The organism is Bradyrhizobium sp., from assembly GCF_052389815.1.
Classification (GTDB): domain Bacteria; phylum Pseudomonadota; class Alphaproteobacteria; order Rhizobiales; family Xanthobacteraceae; genus Bradyrhizobium.
Genome location: NZ_JBQTHN010000180.1, coordinates 1 through 16,868 on the forward strand (window position 1 = coordinate 1; position 16,868 = coordinate 16,868).

Annotated in this window: 15 protein-coding genes, 1 tRNA gene and 1 pseudogene; 16 read left to right on the top strand and 1 reads right to left on the bottom strand. The window is 64.7% G+C overall.

The features are described from left to right. Window positions 1–848 precede the first annotated feature (848 nt). The 12 genes from ACT4OC_RS26045 to ACT4OC_RS26100 all read left to right on the top strand — a co-directional run bounded on the left by ACT4OC_RS26045 (window position 849) and on the right by ACT4OC_RS26100 (window position 12,664). Complete coding sequence (locus ACT4OC_RS26045; protein WP_444841915.1) at window positions 849–2,414, top strand: 2-isopropylmalate synthase; 1,566 nt, start codon at window positions 849–851, stop codon at window positions 2,412–2,414. A 259-nt stretch (window positions 2,415–2,673) separates the two neighbouring features. Continuing rightward, on the top strand, window positions 2,674–4,500 hold the full coding sequence (locus ACT4OC_RS26050; protein ID WP_444841916.1) for an ATP-binding protein: 1,827 nt from the start codon (window positions 2,674–2,676) through the stop codon (window positions 4,498–4,500). After that, window positions 4,497–5,825, top strand: a complete 1,329-nt coding sequence (locus ACT4OC_RS26055) for a sigma-54-dependent transcriptional regulator (RefSeq protein WP_444841917.1) — start codon at window positions 4,497–4,499, stop codon at window positions 5,823–5,825. The genes ACT4OC_RS26050 and ACT4OC_RS26055 overlap by 4 nt, the downstream gene beginning before the upstream one ends. Before the next feature lie 429 nt (window positions 5,826–6,254). After that, complete coding sequence (locus ACT4OC_RS26060; protein WP_444841918.1) at window positions 6,255–7,256, top strand: TRAP transporter substrate-binding protein; 1,002 nt, start codon at window positions 6,255–6,257, stop codon at window positions 7,254–7,256. Between the two features lie 123 nt (window positions 7,257–7,379). After that, the gene (locus tag ACT4OC_RS26065; protein WP_444841928.1) at window positions 7,380–7,955 is read left to right on the top strand and encodes a TRAP transporter small permease; all 576 of its coding nucleotides are present in this window, start codon (window positions 7,380–7,382) and stop codon (window positions 7,953–7,955) included. Further along, window positions 7,952–9,277, top strand: a complete 1,326-nt coding sequence (locus ACT4OC_RS26070; protein ID WP_444841919.1) for a TRAP transporter large permease — start codon at window positions 7,952–7,954, stop codon at window positions 9,275–9,277. The genes ACT4OC_RS26065 and ACT4OC_RS26070 overlap by 4 nt, the downstream gene beginning before the upstream one ends. Window positions 9,278–9,422: 145 nt before the next feature. Then, window positions 9,423–9,992, top strand: a complete 570-nt coding sequence (locus tag ACT4OC_RS26075; RefSeq protein WP_444841920.1) for a Spy/CpxP family protein refolding chaperone — start codon at window positions 9,423–9,425, stop codon at window positions 9,990–9,992. A 170-nt stretch (window positions 9,993–10,162) separates the two neighbouring features. After that, window positions 10,163–10,238 (top strand) — tRNA-Lys (locus ACT4OC_RS26080). Window positions 10,239–10,462: 224 nt separating this feature from the next. Then, window positions 10,463–11,119 carry an acrylate utilization transcriptional regulator AcuR gene (gene acuR, locus ACT4OC_RS26085; RefSeq protein WP_444841921.1) on the top strand — a complete coding sequence of 219 codons (657 nt, stop codon included), beginning with the start codon at window positions 10,463–10,465 and terminating at the stop codon, window positions 11,117–11,119. A 34-nt stretch (window positions 11,120–11,153) separates the two neighbouring features. Further along, window positions 11,154–11,279: a hypothetical protein gene (locus ACT4OC_RS26090; RefSeq protein WP_444841922.1), complete on the top strand. Its 126-nt coding sequence runs from the start codon at window positions 11,154–11,156 to the stop codon at window positions 11,277–11,279. A 19-nt stretch (window positions 11,280–11,298) separates the two neighbouring features. Further along, complete coding sequence (locus ACT4OC_RS26095) at window positions 11,299–11,874, top strand: peroxidase-related enzyme (RefSeq protein ID WP_444841923.1); 576 nt, start codon at window positions 11,299–11,301, stop codon at window positions 11,872–11,874. A 178-nt stretch (window positions 11,875–12,052) separates the two neighbouring features. Beyond that, entirely contained in the window at window positions 12,053–12,664 is a 612-nt protein-coding gene (locus ACT4OC_RS26100) for a pyridoxamine 5'-phosphate oxidase family protein (protein ID WP_444841924.1), read from the top strand. Window positions 12,665–12,791: 127 nt separating this feature from the next. On the opposite strand, the gene ACT4OC_RS26105 is transcribed toward ACT4OC_RS26100, so the two are convergent. Next, entirely contained in the window at window positions 12,792–13,502 is a 711-nt protein-coding gene (locus ACT4OC_RS26105; protein WP_444841929.1) for an FCD domain-containing protein, read from the bottom strand. A 222-nt stretch (window positions 13,503–13,724) separates the two neighbouring features. Between ACT4OC_RS26105 and ACT4OC_RS26110 the strand changes: the two genes are divergently transcribed. From ACT4OC_RS26110 to ACT4OC_RS26125, 4 genes and pseudogenes are all read left to right on the top strand, one after another. Beyond that, window positions 13,725–14,633, top strand: a complete 909-nt coding sequence (locus ACT4OC_RS26110; protein WP_444841925.1) for a VOC family protein — start codon at window positions 13,725–13,727, stop codon at window positions 14,631–14,633. A 46-nt stretch (window positions 14,634–14,679) separates the two neighbouring features. Then, the gene (locus tag ACT4OC_RS26115; protein ID WP_444841926.1) at window positions 14,680–15,567 is read left to right on the top strand and encodes an alpha/beta hydrolase; all 888 of its coding nucleotides are present in this window, start codon (window positions 14,680–14,682) and stop codon (window positions 15,565–15,567) included. Beyond that, window positions 15,564–16,613 carry an Ldh family oxidoreductase gene (locus ACT4OC_RS26120; RefSeq protein ID WP_444841927.1) on the top strand — a complete coding sequence of 350 codons (1,050 nt, stop codon included), beginning with the start codon at window positions 15,564–15,566 and terminating at the stop codon, window positions 16,611–16,613. Before ACT4OC_RS26115 ends, ACT4OC_RS26120 begins: the two co-directional genes overlap by 4 nt. 50 nt (window positions 16,614–16,663) lie before the next feature. Then, window positions 16,664–16,868, top strand: a pseudogene (locus ACT4OC_RS26125) (tripartite tricarboxylate transporter substrate binding protein); the annotation flags it as partial.

Here is a 16,868-nt window from a genome sequence, read left to right on the forward strand (position 1 = left end):
ACCTGTCAAATCCGTGTGCGTTTTCTTACTACCGTTGCACACGGTGCTGCGGGCGCAGCCGGCGCCCGGCCTTCTCCGCGCCCTCTTTTCGAAGAGGGAGCAACGAATTTGCAAGACCCGGGCGAAAACGTGTCGCGGGAATGAGAACTCATGTTTCCCGTCATTGCGAGCGAAGCGAAGCAATCCATCTCTCCCCGCGGGGACAGATGGATTGCTTCGTCGCTGTCGCTCCTCGCAATGACGGTCAGTATTCCGCTCTCGTGTCCCGGGCGCGATGCAGCGCCAAAAGCGCGTTTACGCGCGTCTTTGACGCGCTATGGCGCTGCTTCGCAGAACCGGGACCCACACTTTCTTGCCTCACGCGGATAGGCCCCGGCTCAGCAGCGCACCACGATGCAAGAGCCAAAGCGCGTCAAAGACGCGCGTGAACGCGCTTATCGCGCTGCGCTGCGTCCGGGGCACGAGACCGGGGCCGAAAAAGGACACCCCTTCTGACCCTTCTTTGCCATTGCGGCCGTTGGCCTATCTCGTCTAGAACGACCGGGCGCGGGTGGCCCGGCAACGAACCGTCAACGGTTTTGGCCGAGGATTCCGCACTCACAGGGTCTGGTAATGCTGATTCGCGGCGAAAATTGCGGGGTTTTGGGTGGGGCGGCCTCGGCCGTCCGCGTGCCCGCGATCCCGGCTGCGTCCCTGCCCACCCTGCTTATTGGCGGGCTTCTGCTTCTTATCGGCCCCTGAGGGCCGTCTGGGCGGTTTGCGCCTGGGCACTCAGGGGGTTCGCGTAAGATCGAGAAAACCCTTCAGCGCCCGGTGAGCGGCGCACGACCCAAGAGGAATTTGCAAGCATGAAACCCGTCAACAAGTCCGAAAAGGACCGCGTCATCATTTTCGACACCACGCTGCGCGACGGCGAGCAGTGCCCCGGCGCGACCATGACCTTCGAGGAGAAGCTCGAGGTCGCCGAATTGCTCGACGACATGGGCGTCGACGTGATCGAGGCCGGCTTTCCCATCACCTCGGAAGGCGATTTCCAGGCGGTCAGCGAGATCGCCCGCCGCTCCAAGAATGCCGTCATCGCCGGCCTGTCCCGTGCCAATCCCAAGGATATCGACCGCTGCGCCGAAGCCGTGAAGTTCGCCAAGCGCGGCCGCGTCCACACGGTGATCGCGACCTCGCCGCTGCACATGCGCGTCAAGCTGAACATGACGCCGGAGCAGGTGATGGAGCTCTCGATCGCTAACGTCGCCCGTGCCCGCAACCAGATCGACGACGTCGAATGGTCGGCGGAAGACGGCACCCGCAGCGAAATGGATTTCCTGTGCCGGATCGTGGAAGCGGTCATCAAGGCCGGCGCCACCACGGTGAACATCCCCGACACGGTCGGTTACACGGTGCCGGAGGAATACACCCACTTCATGAAGACGCTGATCGAGCGGGTTCCGAACTCCGACAAGGCGGTGTTTTCCGTGCATTGCCACAACGACCTCGGCATGGCCGTCGCCAACTCGCTGGCCGGCGTCGTCGGCGGCGCGCGGCAGGTCGAGTGTACCATCAACGGCATCGGTGAGCGCGCCGGCAACGCGGCGCTCGAAGAAATCGTGATGGCGATGAAGGTCCGGAACGACAAGTTTCCGTTCTGGAACAAGATCGACACCACGCAGCTGACCCGCGCCTCGAAGGTGGTGTCGGCCGCGACCTCGTTCCCGGTGCAGTACAACAAGGCGATCGTCGGCCGTAACGCCTTCGCCCATGAGAGCGGCATCCACCAGGACGGCGTGCTGAAGGACGCCTCGACCTACGAGATCATGCGCCCCGAGATGGTCGGCCTGAAGCAGTCCTCGCTGGTGCTGGGAAAGCATTCCGGCCGCCACGCCTTCGTGCACAAGTTGGAAGAGATGGGCTACAAGCTCGGCGCCAACCAGCTGGAGGACGCCTTCAACCGCATGAAGGCGCTGGCCGACCGCAAGAAGGACATCTACGACGAGGACATCGAGGCGCTGGTCGACGAGGAGATGGCGGCCTCGCACGACCGCATCAAGCTGACCTCGCTGACGGTCATCGCGGGCACCCACGGCCCGCAGCGCGCCACCATGAAGCTCGACGTCGACGGCCAGATCAGGATCGAGGAAGCCGAGGGCAACGGTCCGGTCGATGCGGTGTTCAACTGCATCAAGCGCCTGGTGCCGCACGAGGCCAAGCTCGAACTCTACCAGGTGCACGCGGTGACCGAGGGCACCGACGCGCAGGCGGAAGTCTCCGTCCGTCTCGCCCATGAGGGCCGCTCGATGACGGCGCGCGCGGCGGATCCGGATACGCTGGTGGCCTCGGCCAAGGCCTATCTCGGCGCGCTGAACAAGATCGTCATGAAGCGCCAGCGCGACATGCCGTCCTCGACGGCCGCCGCGGGCTGACGTTTGTTTTCGTCGTTCCGGGTTCGCACTTCGTGCGCCCCGGAATGACGGTATGAACAATTCACGCGGCGCTCCGGCGCCGCGTTTCGCGTTTTCAGGAGGCCGTTTCTTACGTCTGATCGCCCTTGTGCGGACTTTCGCCATAGATCGACGAATATATAAGCTATTGAAATTACATAATAAAAATACTCATTAGGACGGTCATCTGGACATCCGGCGCGATTTTCCGCACAGTCCGGCAAAGGGAGAGACGGGGGGCATGGCGCAGCCATTTGCCAGGGAAGTGGGCGGGCGCCCGCTGCGCCGACTGTTGCCGTTCGCCGCCGCGGCGTTGCTGCTGCTGGCGCTCGATCGCGGCGCGCAGAAGTGGGCCGAATACCGGGCGATCGGCGAATTGCGCAACGAGGCCGCAGCGATGGCCTCGCAGCGCGTGGCCGTCCTGCAGAGCGAACTCGACAAGCATCGCGCGTTGCCGTTCGTGCTGAGCCAGGACCCCGACGTGGTGGACGCGCTGACCTCGGAAGATCCGGAGCCGACGGCGAACCTGAACCTCAAGCTGGCGAAACTGAGCGAGGGCACGCACGCCGGCGTCATCTATCTGCTGGATCGCCGCGGCACCGCGATTGCCGCCAGCAATTACGACACCCCGACGAGCTTCACCCACAACAATTACGCGTTCCGTCACTACTACAAGCACGCCATGGAGACCGGCAGCGGCCAGGAGTTCGCGCTCGGCACCATCAGCCACAAGCCCGGATTCTATCTGTCGCGGCGGATCACCGGGCCGGACGGCCCGCTCGGAGTGATGGTCGTCAAGGTGGAATTCGATGCCATCGAGCAGCAGTGGGCTCGCTTTGCCGAACCGATCGTCGTTGCCGACGACCACGGCATCGTGCTGGTGACGAGCGAGGCGTCGTGGCGCTTCATGTCGATGGCGCCGATCCCGCCCGACCGTAAACTGGAATTGCGGAGCAGCCTGCAATTCGGCGATCACCGGCTCGAGCCGTTGCCCATCCGTGCCGGCAAGGCCGACGGTACCGTCGCATTGCGCCCGCCGCGCGCCAAATCGCCTGCTGAGTTCGTCCAGGTATCGGAAGCCGTTCCGGGCACCAACTGGACTCTCCACCTGCTGGCTCCGACCCAGGCCACCGTGCCGATCGCGACCACGGCGGCGCGCTCGCTCGCCTGGCTGGCGGGACTGATTGGAATTGGGGGCGTCGCTCTGCTGCGCGTGCGCCATCGCAGCCGCCTCGAAAAGCTCGCCCGCTCGGAGGCAACGAGGCGCGAGCTCGAAACGCGGGTCAAGGACCGCACGCTCGATCTGGAGGACGCCAATCAGCGGCTGCGCGCCGAAATGGAGCAGCGCCAACGCCACCAGGCGGTGATCGAGCAACTGCGCGACGAGCTGGTGCAGGCCAACAAGCTGACCTTGCTGGGGCAGATCGCAGCGAGCGTCGCCCACGAGATCAACCAGCCGGTGGCGACGATCCGCACCTTGGCCGAAAACGGCTGCATCCTGCTCGAGCGCGACGAGCGCACGCAGGCGAGCGACAATCTGTCGACCATCGCCGGCCTGACCGACCGCATCGGTTCGATCACGTCGGAGCTGCGCGCCTTCGCCCGCAAGTCCCCGGGCCGGATCGAGCCCGTCTCGCTGCGCGCCAGCATCGACGGCGCGCTACTGCTCGTCGGTCACCGGCTGCGTCAGCAGGACATCGGCTTCTCGCTCGAGCTCGACGCAGACATCGTCGTGGCCGCCGACCGGGTGCGGCTTGAGCAGGTCTTCGTCAACCTGTTGCAGAATGCGATCGATGCGCTCGAAGGCCGCCCCGATCCGCAGATCCGTATCGCGGCGGCGGCGACCGACGAAGCGGCCTCGGTGACCCTGTCCGACAACGGGGAGGGGCTTTCCGAAGTCGCGATGCAGTCGTTGTTCGTGCCGTTTGCCACCACCAAGGCGACCGGGCTCGGACTTGGCCTCGTCATCTCGAAGGACATTCTCACCGAGTTCGGCGGCGGGCTCGCCGCCGGCAACGCCGCCGGGGGCGGCGCCATGTTCGTCATGACCATTCCGAGGTGCCGATGACCGATGTCGCCTTCGTCGATGACGACGAAGCCCTGCGGGCGGCCAACGTGCAGTCGCTGCTGCTGGCGGGACTGAACGTCGCCCCGTTCGCTTCGGCCGCCGCCGTGCTCGAGGCGATCGACGCGGACTTCCCCGGCGTCGTCGTGACCGATGTCCGCATGCCTCGCATCGACGGGCTGGAACTGTTCCGGCGGCTCAGGCTGGTCGACCCCGAAATCCCCGTCATCCTCATCACCGGTCATGGCGACATCGCCATGGCGGTCGATGCGATGCGGGAAGGCGCCTACGACTTCCTCGCCAAGCCCTACGCCTCGGAGCGTCTGCTCGGCAGCATCCGCCATGCGCTCGACCGCCGCCGCCTCGTTCTGGAAAACCGGGCGCTGCGGCGCGCGGCCGAGGCCGCGGCCGACGACGGCATGCTGATCGGCTCTGACCGCAGCATCGAGCTCCTGCGCAACACGCTGCGGCAGATCGCGGATACCGACGTCGACGTGCTGATCGAAGGCGAGACCGGCAGCGGCAAGGACGTCGCGGCGAACGCCCTGCACAGCTGGAGCAACCGCGCCGACCGGCCGTTCGTCGCGGTGAATTGCGGCGCGCTGCCCGAGACCATGATCGAAAGCGAATTGTTCGGTCACGAGCCCGGCGCCTTCACCGGCGCGCTGAAGAAGCGGATCGGCCGGATTGAGCACGCGCAGGGCGGAACGTTGTTCCTCGACGAGATCGAGGCGATGTCGCCCGCGCTGCAGGTCAAGCTGCTTCGCGTGCTCGAGACGCGGCAGATCACCCCGCTCGGCACCAACGATGTCCGGCGGGTGAGCATCCGCATCGTGGCGGCGACCAAGGTCGATCTGCTGGCGCTGGCGAAGCAGGGCAGCTTCCGCGAGGACCTCTACTATCGCCTGCATGTGGTGAAGATCAGAATCCCGCCCTTGCGCGAGCGCCGCGCCGACATTCCGCTGCTGTTCGGCCATTTCCTGGCGCGTGCCGCGAGGCGCTTCGGCCGCGCGCAGCCTGCGATCGGCCATCGCGAGCAGCATTTCCTGCTGGAGCATTCATGGCCCGGCAACATCCGCGAGCTCGCCCATTATGCGGAGCGCGTGGCGCTCGGCCTCGATGGCGATGCCTCGCCGGGCGGCGAGTTCCTGCCGTTGCCGAAGCGGGTCGAGGCCTATGAAGGCTCGCTGATCCGCGAGGCACTGACCGCTTCTCGCGGCGACATCCAGGGTACGCTGGAAGCGCTCGGCATCCCCCGCAAGACCTTCTACGACAAGCTGCACCGCCACGGCATCGACCAGAGCAAATACAGGGAGGCGAAATCCTGAGGGGAAAGAATCCCGCTTGCGGCGACCGCGCGGAAGGCCGCATTCCACCGAACGCGCGTGTGCGGATGTTCGCACTTTCGCGACGTCGCGAAGACCGGCGACGATGGATCAACCGGAACGGAATCAATGAGATGCGCCTTGACGAAAGGCTTGGCACGTCGCTTGCTCAATGCCGAGTTCAAGAAGCGCCGGCACCTGCGACAGACCGTGCCGGACGACAAGAAAGACGCTGTCACGGAACGAGGGAGGACACGATGCTGCATTTTTGCGATGCAGCAAAAAACAATGCGCCCTGCTATCGGGCGATAGTGTTTAGATTGGATGATATGTAACGGTGCGCCCGTCGCGGTTGCGCCGCTTCACACCAATTCGTCCGGGTGCGGCCAACAAACGGCGCTCGGACGCTGGAGAAACCGGGAGGAAGTCCTAATGCGAAAGATACTGTTTGCCGCTGCATCCATCGCAGCACTCGGCCTTGTCGGACCTGCGAGCGCGCAGTCGCCGATCGTCATCAAGTTCAGCCACGTCGTCGCCACCAACACGCCTAAGGGATTGGCCTCGGAGAAGTTCAAGGAGCTCGCCGAGAAGTACACCGGCGGCAAGGTGAAGGTTGAGGTCTATCCGAACTCGCAGCTTTACAAGGACAAGGAAGAGCTGGAAGCGCTGCAGCTAGGCGCGGTGCAGATGCTGGCGCCGTCGAACTCCAAGTTCGGGCCGATCGGCGTCAAGGAGTTCGAGGTGTTCGACCTGCCTTACGTCCTCCCGGATACCAAGGCGCTGCGCAAAGTCACCGACGGTCCGCTCGGCGCCAAGCTGCTGAAGCTGCTCGATGCCAAGGGCATGACCGGCCTCGCCTATTGGGACAACGGCTTCAAGCAGATGAGCGCCAACAAGAAGCTCATCACGCCGGCCGACTACAAGGGCCTGAAGTTCCGTATCCAGTCCTCGAAGGTGCTGGAAGCCCAGTTCCGCGGGCTCGGCGTGGTGCCGCAGGTGATGGCGTTCTCGGAAGTCTACCAGGCGCTGCAGACCGGCGTCGTCGACGGGCAGGAGAACACCTGGTCGAACATCTATACCCAGAAGATGCACGAGGTTCAGAAGTACATCACCGAGACCAACCACGGCTATATCGGCTACATCGTGGTCACCAACAAGAAGTTCTGGGACGGCCTGCCGGCGGACATCCGCGCACAGTGCGAGAAGGCGATGAAGGAAGCCACTGCCTTCGGCAACGCCCAGTCGAAGAAGGAAAACGACGACGCGATGGCCGAGATCAAGAAGAGCGGCAAGAGCGAGATCATCAAGCTGACGCCCGACCAGGACGCCGCGATGCGCAAGGCGATGGAGGGCGTCTACAAGGACGTCGCCGGCCGCGTCGGCCAGCCGGTGATCGACGAGTTCCTGAAGGAGACCCGGGGCGCCACCAACTAGGGATATCATGAAGGGCTTCCGCATTTTGGAGCGGAAGCCCTTCATGTCCGGGGGGACAGCGGCTGTTGCCGCGAAGGACGATGAAGGGCCTGGCGCGGACCGGGCCCTTGGGGGGGGAAATTGATACTGCTTCGCATCCTCGACAGGCTTGAGGAGATAGTGATCGCGACGCTGATGGCGCTCGCGACCGTCATCATCTTCGTCGCCGTGTGCCACCGCTATTTGCTGGGTGTGCCCTTCCTGTTTCCGATCCTGTTCCCGATCAACCTGTCCTGGGCGCAGGAGCTTTGCATCTACATGTTCATCTGGGTGGCGAAGTTCGGCGCCGCATACGGCGTGCGCACCGGCATTCACGTCGGCGTCGATGTCGTGGTCAATCAGCTGAAATCGCCGTGGCGCAACTATGTCGTGCTATTCGGGCTGTTCTGCGGCGCTTTCTTCACCGCCGTGATCGGCACCATGGGCGCGAAGTTCGTGTACGGGCTCTATTATACCGACCAGGTGTCGCCCGATCTCGAGATTCCGAGCTGGCTCGTCTATCTCTGCATACCGCTCGGCTCCTATCTGATGTGCTTCCGCTTCCTGCAGGTCGCCTGGAACTACGTCTTCACCGGCGAGCTGCCGCATCACGATCACGCCCAGGTCGAGGGCGTTGACGTCGAGGAGCCAGGGATTGGCGCTGCGGAGGTGACGCGATGACCTCCTTCATCATCTTCGGGCTGCTGATCGCCCTGATGCTCACGGGCATGCCGATCTCGATCGCGCTCGGCCTCACCGTGCTCACCTTCATCTACACGATGACGCAGGTGCCGACCGAGTCGGTGGCGCTGAAGCTTTTCACCGGCATCGACCATTTCGAGATCATGGCGATCCCGTTCTTCATCCTGGCCGGCAACTTCCTCACCCATGGCGGCGTCGCCAGACGCATGATCGATTTTGCGAGGTCGATGGTCGGGCACTGGTATGGCGGCATGGGGCTCGCCGCCGTGATGGCCTGCGCGCTGTTTGCCGCGGTCTCCGGCTCCTCGCCGGCGACCGTGATCGCGATCGGCGCGATCATGCTGCCGGCGATGGTGAAGCAGGGATACCCCAAGCGCTTCGGTGCCGGCGTCATCGCGACGTCTGGCGCGCTCGGCATCCTGATCCCGCCCTCGATCGTCATGGTGATCTATTGCGTGGCGACCGGCGGCAGCGTCGCGCTCGATCCGGCCGGCCAGCGCGTATCGTCGGCCTCCGTCGGCCAGATGTTCATCGCCGGCGTGATCCCCGGCCTGATGCTGGCGACGCTGCTCGGCTTGACCACCTTCTATCGCGCCTGGCGCAATGACTATCCGCGGCTGCCGAAGGCTGGCTGGGGCGAGCGCATCGCCGCGTTCCGCAAATGCGTGTGGGGACTGCTGCTGATCGCCATCGTGCTCGGCGGCATCTATGCCGGCATCTTCACGCCGACCGAGGCTGCCGCGATCAGCGCGGTCTATGCCTTCGTGATCGCCGTGTTCGTCTACCGCGACATGACGCTGAGGGACGTGCCGCGAGTGCTGCTCGGCTCGGCGAATATGAGCGCGATGATCCTCTACATCATCACCAATGCGGTGCTGTTCTCCTTCCTGATGGCGAACGAGAACATTCCGCAGGCGATCGCAACCTGGATCTCCTCGGTCGGCGTCGACTGGATCATCTTCCTCTTGGTCGTCAACGTGCTGTTGCTGCTCGCCGGCAACTTCATGGAGCCGTCCTCGATCGTGCTGATCATGGGGCCGATTCTCTTCCCCGTCGCGGTGAAGCTCGGCATCCATCCGGTGCATCTCGGCATCCTGATGGTGGTCAACATGGAGGTCGGCATGTGCCACCCGCCGGTCGGGCTCAACCTCTATGTCGCCTCGGGGATCGCCAAGATGGGCATCACCGAGCTCACCATCGCGGTGTGGCCGTGGCTTTTGACCATGCTGGTCTTCCTTGGCATCGTCACCTACGTGCCGGAGATTTCGCTGTGGCTGCCGCGCGTGCTCGGCATGCTGTAGCGGTTTGCGTCAGGGGCGGGCGATTGCGACTTGGTCGCAATCGCAGATTACATCTTGGTAAGAGAGGGCGTTCTGTCCAATCGTTAAGTTGAACAGCGGCGATCGCGTGCACATTCTCGGCGAACCTTTTTGCATGGAGGTTCGCATGAGGAAATTCTGGATCGCCGGCGTCGCCGCGCTCGCCATCGCCGGCTCGACGGCAGTTTACGCCCACCAGCATCGCGGGCACTGGGGCCATATGCGGATGGCGCCGGAGGATCGCGCCGCCTTCGTCGATGCGCGCATCGCCGCGGTGCATGCCGGGCTGAAGCTGAACGCGGACCAGGAAAAGCTGTGGTCGCCGGTCGAGGCGGCGGTGCGCGAGTTCGCCAAGCTGCGCATCGATCGCGCCAACGCGCGGATGAATGCGCCGGCCGACAGCGCCGGGCCGGATCCGGTGACCCGCCTGCGCGAGCGCGCCGACAACATGGCGGCATCCGCCGCCGCGATGAAGAAGATCGCCGATGCGGCCGACCCGCTCTACAAGACCCTCGACGAAGGCCAGAAGCGCCGTCTTTCCATCCTGACCCGCATGGACGGCCGTCACGGCGGCTGGCGCCACCACATGATGGACCGCGGTTCCGACCGCGACGACGGGCCCCGGTTCCGCCATTTCGAGCACCACCGGTACGACCGCGACGGCGGGCCGGGCAGGGGCGGCCCCGAGCGGCTCTGACCGTTCGGCCGCTAATTCCCGATATTGTGCGAAGCCGCTGGAATCCAGCGGCTTTTCGCCGTTCCGGGCGTTCCTCAAAGATCGGGAAAACTCGTGCGCCATTGCTGGACAATGGGGGGTCGCTTTGCTAAACGACGCCGTCTCGCGAAGGCTTTTTCCGGACCGGTTCCGGGCGCATAGCTCAGTTGGTAGAGCAGCTGACTCTTAATCAGCGGGTCCCAGGTTCGAGCCCTGGTGCGCCCACCAATCAACGCCTTAGCGAGAGAAACCGTTTGAGCAGCTGATTTTCGTTGGGGGGTCGAGGCGCTCCCCACTGCCACGGGCCACTATTTCCCACGCCGCGCTACGATTTTCAGCAATGTCATGCGACGGCGCGCCGCGCACTCGCCCAGCGCTTCCATTTCGAGCGAACGGTATCGACCATGGCGCGCGCGGTTGAGTTTCCTAGACAATCGGTCTAATAATTTGCCATGAGAGCGGTTTCCTCATCGACCCAACCTCGTCGCCGTGGCCGTCCGCCCAAGGACCAGACGCGGCCGAACGCGCCGCGCGCGCGGCTCTTGCGCACTGGCGTCGCCATCCTGACCGAGAAGGGCTTCAGTGCCGTCGGGGTTGAGGAGATGCTGGAAGCAGCAGGGGTGCCAAAAGGGTCATTTTACCACTACTTCGACAGCAAGGAGACCTTCGGTCTCGAACTGATCGACGCCTATGCCGCCTATTTTGCCGGCAAATTGGACCGATGGTTCGACAACACGGATCGTGCTCCGCTCGACCGTCTTCGCGATTTCATGGCAGACGCCCGGTCGGGGATGGTGCGCTACGGCTACCGGCGCGGTTGCCTCGTTGGGAATCTCGGTCAGGAGATGGGCGTCCTGCCCGAGCCGTTCAGAAAGCGCCTCGCCGCCGTCTTCCGGGACTGGGAGGCGCGAACGTCCCGTTGCCTGCGCGCGGCGCAAGAGGCGGGCGAGATTGCCGGAAGCATCGACTGCGAAGGCCTCGCTCAGTTCTTCTGGACCGGCTGGGAGGGCGCGGTGCTGCGCGCGAAACTCGAACGACGCCCCGACGCGCTCGACGTCTTCGCCGAAGGCTTCCTTGCGATGGTCCGGGCAAGGAGTGAGGGGCGATGACGGGGCGTACGAATTTCAGAGTCGTCCCGATCGAATGCGATGGCAGCCGACTGTCCGCAGGATCGACCGAGCTTTCCCGCTGTCGCGCCCCTTCATCCTGCGCGGCGCCACGCTGGTGGGCTGCGACAGCGTCATGATCGTGCCAACTTCCAACGAGTAGTAACCCGGGATCCAAAATCATGACCCAAGCACCTGCAGTCAGTCGCTTCCCTGTCCCCGATCTCGCGGACATGCCCGACGACATCCGCAGCCGCATCCTGGCCGTCCAGGAGAAGTCGGGCTTCATTCCGAATGTCTTTCTCGTGCTCGCGCACCGGCCGGACGAGTTTCGCGCGTTCTTTGCCTATCACGACGCGCTGATGGACAAGCCCGGCAACCTGACCAAAGCCGAGCGCGAGATGATCGTGGTTGCGACCAGCAATCTCAACCAGTGTCAGTATTGCGTGGTCGCGCATGGCGCTATCCTGCGGATACGGGCCAAGGACCCGCTCATCGCCGATCAGGTCGCCATCAACTACCGCAAGGCCGACATCACCGATCGCCAGAAGGCGATGCTGGACTTCGCTGTTCGGGTCTCGACCGAGGCCCAGAAGGTGTCCGAGGCCGACTTTGCCACGCTGAGGTCGCACGGATTCACCGAGGAGGACATCTGGGACATCGCCGCGATCTCGGCCTTCTTCGGCCTGTCGAACCGGCTTGCCAACGTGACAAGCATGCGTCCGAACGCCGAGTTCTACTCGATGGGTCGCGGCTGAGACCTGACGAGAAAGTCCGGCGACATCGTGTGACAGACCGGCACGACCGCAAGCCTGTTTCGGTTGGCGGAATCGATCGGGCGTTGTCAACGCGCCGCGCGCGGGATATCACCCGGCCCGCTGCTGCGCGGCATTTGCGCAGGACAGACGGACGGGCAGGGTATTGCTGGAGAAGGCGATGACGGTGATCTCGACCATCGAGCAGCTGGAGGCGATCTACGGTTCTCCCAACGACGCCTCAACGGTGAAGGTCGCGGACCGCGTCACGCCGCCGTACCGCGTCCTGATCGAGAAATCGCCGTTCGTGGCGCTGGCGACCTGCGGCCCGGAGGGGCTCGACTGCTCGCCGTGCGGCGGCCTCGCCGGCTTCGTTCGCATCCATGACGACAACACGCTGATGATGCCGGACCGCCGCGGCAACAACCGCGTCGATTCCCTGCGCAACATCGTGCGCGATCCCCGCGTCGCGCTGCTGTTCCTGATCCCCGGCGCCGGCACCACGCTGCGCATCAACGGCCACGCGCATCTTTCCACCGACGCGGCGCTGCTGGCGTCCTTCGCCATGGAAGGCAAGGCGCCGCGCAGCGTGATCGTGATGACGATCGAGCAGCTCTACTTCCAGTGCGCCCGCGCCATCGTGCGCTCCGACCTCTGGAATCCCGACAAGCGCGTCGACCCCCGGACGCTGCCGACGCCCGGCGTGATCCTCGCCAGCATGAGCGACAACAGGGTCGGCGGCGAGAAATACGATCGCGAATGGCCGGAGCGGGCGCGGAAGACGCTGTGGTGACAGCCTCTCGCCGTCATTGCGAGCGAAGCGAAGCAATCCATCTATCCTCCCGGGGATAGGTGGATTACTTCGGTCGCTTCGCTCCTCGCATTGACGATCGAGCCCAGCGGCCTCGGCGCACATCGTGCTAGGCCAGCGTCCCCAGAATCGACTCGGACGTATCGCGGATGTGCCGCTCCAGCAGCGCGGTGGCCTTCTGTACGTCGCGCGCCACCGCCGCCTCCATGATGGCGCGATGCTCGGGGCCTTTGCGGGTCGGGCTCTTCTCCCGGTTCATCTTCGACAGGAAGCGGTAGCGCTCGAGCTGGTAGAACATCAGCGAGCGCAGCCGCAGCAGCCAGCGGTCGTCGCAGGCGGCGACCAGGGCCTCATGGAAGCGGCGGTGGCGCTCGACCCATTCGCCGTGACGCCGCATCCGCTCGGCCCAGGATAGATCCTCGATGATGCTAAGGCTGTGAAAGGAGGCGACGAGCGCCGTTTCCCATTCGTCGTCGCCGGTGGCGATCGCCTGCGACAGCGCGCGCTTCTCGAAACTGACATAATGCTCGGTGACCTCGGCAAGGTCCCGCCGCGACACCGGCGCCACGCGAAATCCCTTGCCGGCCTCCAGCGTCACGAAGCCTTCCGACACCAGCTGCGACAGCGCCTCGCGCAGGGTGCCGATGCCGAGCCCGTAGCGCTCGGTCAGGTCGGAGAACTTGAGCTTGGTTTCCGGCGCGAAGGTATGCTTGACAATGTCGGCGCGCAGCCGCGCCAGGAGGTCCTGGCCGCTCGACAGCGATGCATCGTCGTCGCTGGCTTGCGCGTTCCGCGGCGATTTCTTCAGCTGGATATTCAGGACCCGCTCCCAGGCAAGTACGGCGCGCCGGCGCTTCTAGCGTTTCCGATTCGCTCTTTCAACTGAACCGAAATGTTCGCGGAGGCCCGGCGGCCGACCACCGCGCCTCGCTATCATTGTCGAATATTATAAAAGTTTCGAAACTTATTGCAACCGTTGAAAATCGATGCTAGCCCTCGAAAGAGCAAAGTCGGGAAACATCGGCAACGCTGGGAGGCCCAATTGACCTATCTCGTGAATTCGCTCGGGCATGTTCAGGTCAACGTCGCCGACGTCGACGCGGTGACGCGCGAGGCGACCGGCATTCTCGGCCTGCATGTGACGCGCAACGACGCCAGGCAAGCTTGGCTCGCCTCCAACGGCCGCAGCGCCGAGCTGGTGCTGCATCGCGCCGACAGCAATTCCGTCCGCTCCGTCGGCTTCGAGGCGGTCTCAGTCAAGGCGGTGGAGGAGGCGGCCGCCCGTGTGCCGCAGGCGGGATGCAAGGTGCTGTCGGAGAAGCCGTCGCTCGATTGCTGTGTGGCCGGCGTGGTGTTTGCCACACCCCAGGGCCACACGTTCGAGGTCCACACGCCGATCCCCGATCGCATCTACGACCGCCGCCACTTCGGCGCCGGGATCAATCCGCTCCGCATGGACCACGTCAACATCACTTCACCCGAGCCTGCGGAAACGCAGCGCCACGTCGAGCAGATCATGGGGCTGAAGCTGTCGGAGAAGCTGGTCGACGACGGTCTGATCTGGATGCGCGGCGCCAACCGGCAGCATCACATCATGGGCATCGTGCGGGGCGCCACCGGCCTGCATCATTATTCCTTCGAGCTGGAGGACTTCGGCGAGTATTGCCGGCTCGGCGATCTGCTCGACCAGTACGACAAGCAGATGGCCTGGGGACCCGGGCGGCACCGGCCCGGCGACAACGTCTACGCCTATTACGTTGACGCGGCCGGCGTGATGGTCGAGTGCTCGAGCGGCATGGCGCTGATCGCCGACGACGACAATTATCAGCCGAACGTCATCACCCAGATCAAGCGGCCGGACAATGTGCGCGCCCTCAATGTCTGGGGCACGCCGGCGCCGCAGCCCTGGCTGGCGCATCATTTCCCTTACGCGCCGGTTTCGAAGGCCTGATCGCGTAGAGCTCGCAACACGCGCAACGCCATCGACGGAGCGGAAGATGCAGGAAAAGCTGTCGTTCACCTCGGACGGACTGAAACTGTCCGGCGTGCTGCACGTGCCCGAGGGGCGGCGTCCCGGCGAGCGGCTGCCGTGCTTCATCGTGCTGCACGGCTTCGTCGGCACCAAGGACGAATCCCATGCCGAGCTGCAGGCCCGCATGCTGGAGGAGTTCGGCTACTGCGCCTTCCGCATCGACCTGCGCGGCTGCGGCGAGAGCGAGGGCGCGCGCGGGCAGGTGCGCTGTTTCGACCAGGTCGCCGATACCAAGAACGCCTTCAGCTTCATCGCCGATCGCGAGGAGGTCGATCCCGCGCGGATCGGCGTCATCGGACACAGCTTTGGCGCGGCGGTTGCGGTTTATACCGCCGGGATCGACGAGCGCTTCGCCTGCGTGATCTCCTCCTGCGGCTGGGGCGACGGCGAACGCAAGTTCCGCGGCCAGCATCCGACTCCGGAGGCCTGGGCGAAGTTCACCGGCATCCTGGAGCAGGGTCGCAAGCACAAGGCGGCGACCGGCGAGAGCATGTGGGTGTCGCGCTTCGACGTCGTTCCGATTCCGGAAAGCCTGCGCAACAACCTGTCGCCGAAGGCGCTGATGGAGGTGCCGGTCGAAACCGCGATCAGCATGTACAATTTCCGCGCCGAGGATGTCGTCGCCAACATCGCGCCGCGTCCGCTGCTGCTGTTCCACACCGCGGGTGACGTCATCACGCCGACCGAGCAGTCGATCCGGCTCTACGAGAAGGCCGGCCAGCCCGCCGAACTGATGATCGTCAACGGCACCTCGCATTTCCCGCTGTCGGAAAAGGATGCGCCGCGCACCCGCGTGCTGATCCGCTCCTGGCTCGACCGGTTCTTCCCGACCCCGCTGCGGGGGCGCGGATGACGAGCCTGGCGGCAAACATCCTGTTCCGTCCAGAAGATCTGCAGCGCTACGCCGTCGCGCTGCTGGCGGGCGGCGGGTTCGGCCGCCAGCAGGCGGAGCAGACCGCCGAGGTCCTGGTGTGGGCGAATGCGCGCGGCGTGGATTCGCACGGCGTGCTGCGCATTCCCCGTTATGTCGAGATGGTGGAGGCCGGAACGATCGTGCCCGGCGCTGAACCTGCGGTCGTCGAACGCAAGGGCGCGATCTCTGTGCTTGAAGCCGCGCGCGCGCCCGGCGCGTCAGCCATGATCGCTGCGATGCAGGAAGCCGTCGACCAGGCCTCGAAGTTCGGCGTAGGCTGGTGCTCCGCGCGCAACATCACCCATGCCGGCGCGATCGGCTACTACGCGCTGCAGGCCGCGCAAGAGGGTTTCGTCGGCATCGTGATGACCGCCTCGGGACCGCTGATGGCCTATCAGGGATCGCGCGGCTCGGCGGTCTCGACAAATCCGCTTGCGATTGCCGTGCCCACGACCGGCGAGCCGATCGTGCTCGACATGTCTACCGCCAATGTGGCGCTCGGCAAGGTGATGGCCGCTAGGGACGCCGGAAGATCCGTTCCGCCGGACTGGGGCGTCGACGAAGCGGGGCAGCCGACGACCGATCCGAAGCAAGTCGCGACGTTGACGCCGCTGGGTGGCCCCAAGGGCTCCGGTCTGTCGCTGATGATCGAGATTCTCGTGAGCGTCCTCGTCAACAACGCCGTGATCGCGCCTGCGCTTTCCGGTGAGGCCACTGGCCGGATGAATGGCCTTGCGATCGCCGTGCAGATCGAGGCTTTCGGCGGCTCTGATCGCTTCTCGCAGGACGTCGCGCATCTCGCGCTTGCGCTGAAAGCGGTCCCGCTTGCGGCCGGCACGTCATCGATCCTGATGCCGGGCGAGCGCGGTTTTGCCGAGGCTGCCGCGCGCCGGGCGAGCGGCATCCCGCTCGCATCGGGTACGGTCTCGCGTCTGGCGAAACTTGCAGAAAGATTCGGCGTCGGCCCGCCGTCGCCGGTGAAATAAAGGTCGAAACGACCGCACGAACAAAAAGCAATGCCAAGGGAGGAATGACGATGAGGTTTACCGCAGGCCTGCTGTTTCTTTCCGCGCTGACGCTTAGCCCAGGCATGGCCGCCGCCGAGGACGCCTGGCCCACGCGGCCGGTGTCGCTGGTGCACGGCTTTGCCGCGGGCGGCAATGCCGACGTGATGTCGCGCATCATGGCCGACCAGATATCGAAAGATCTTGGTCAGCCGGTCGTGGTCGAGCCGAAGCCCG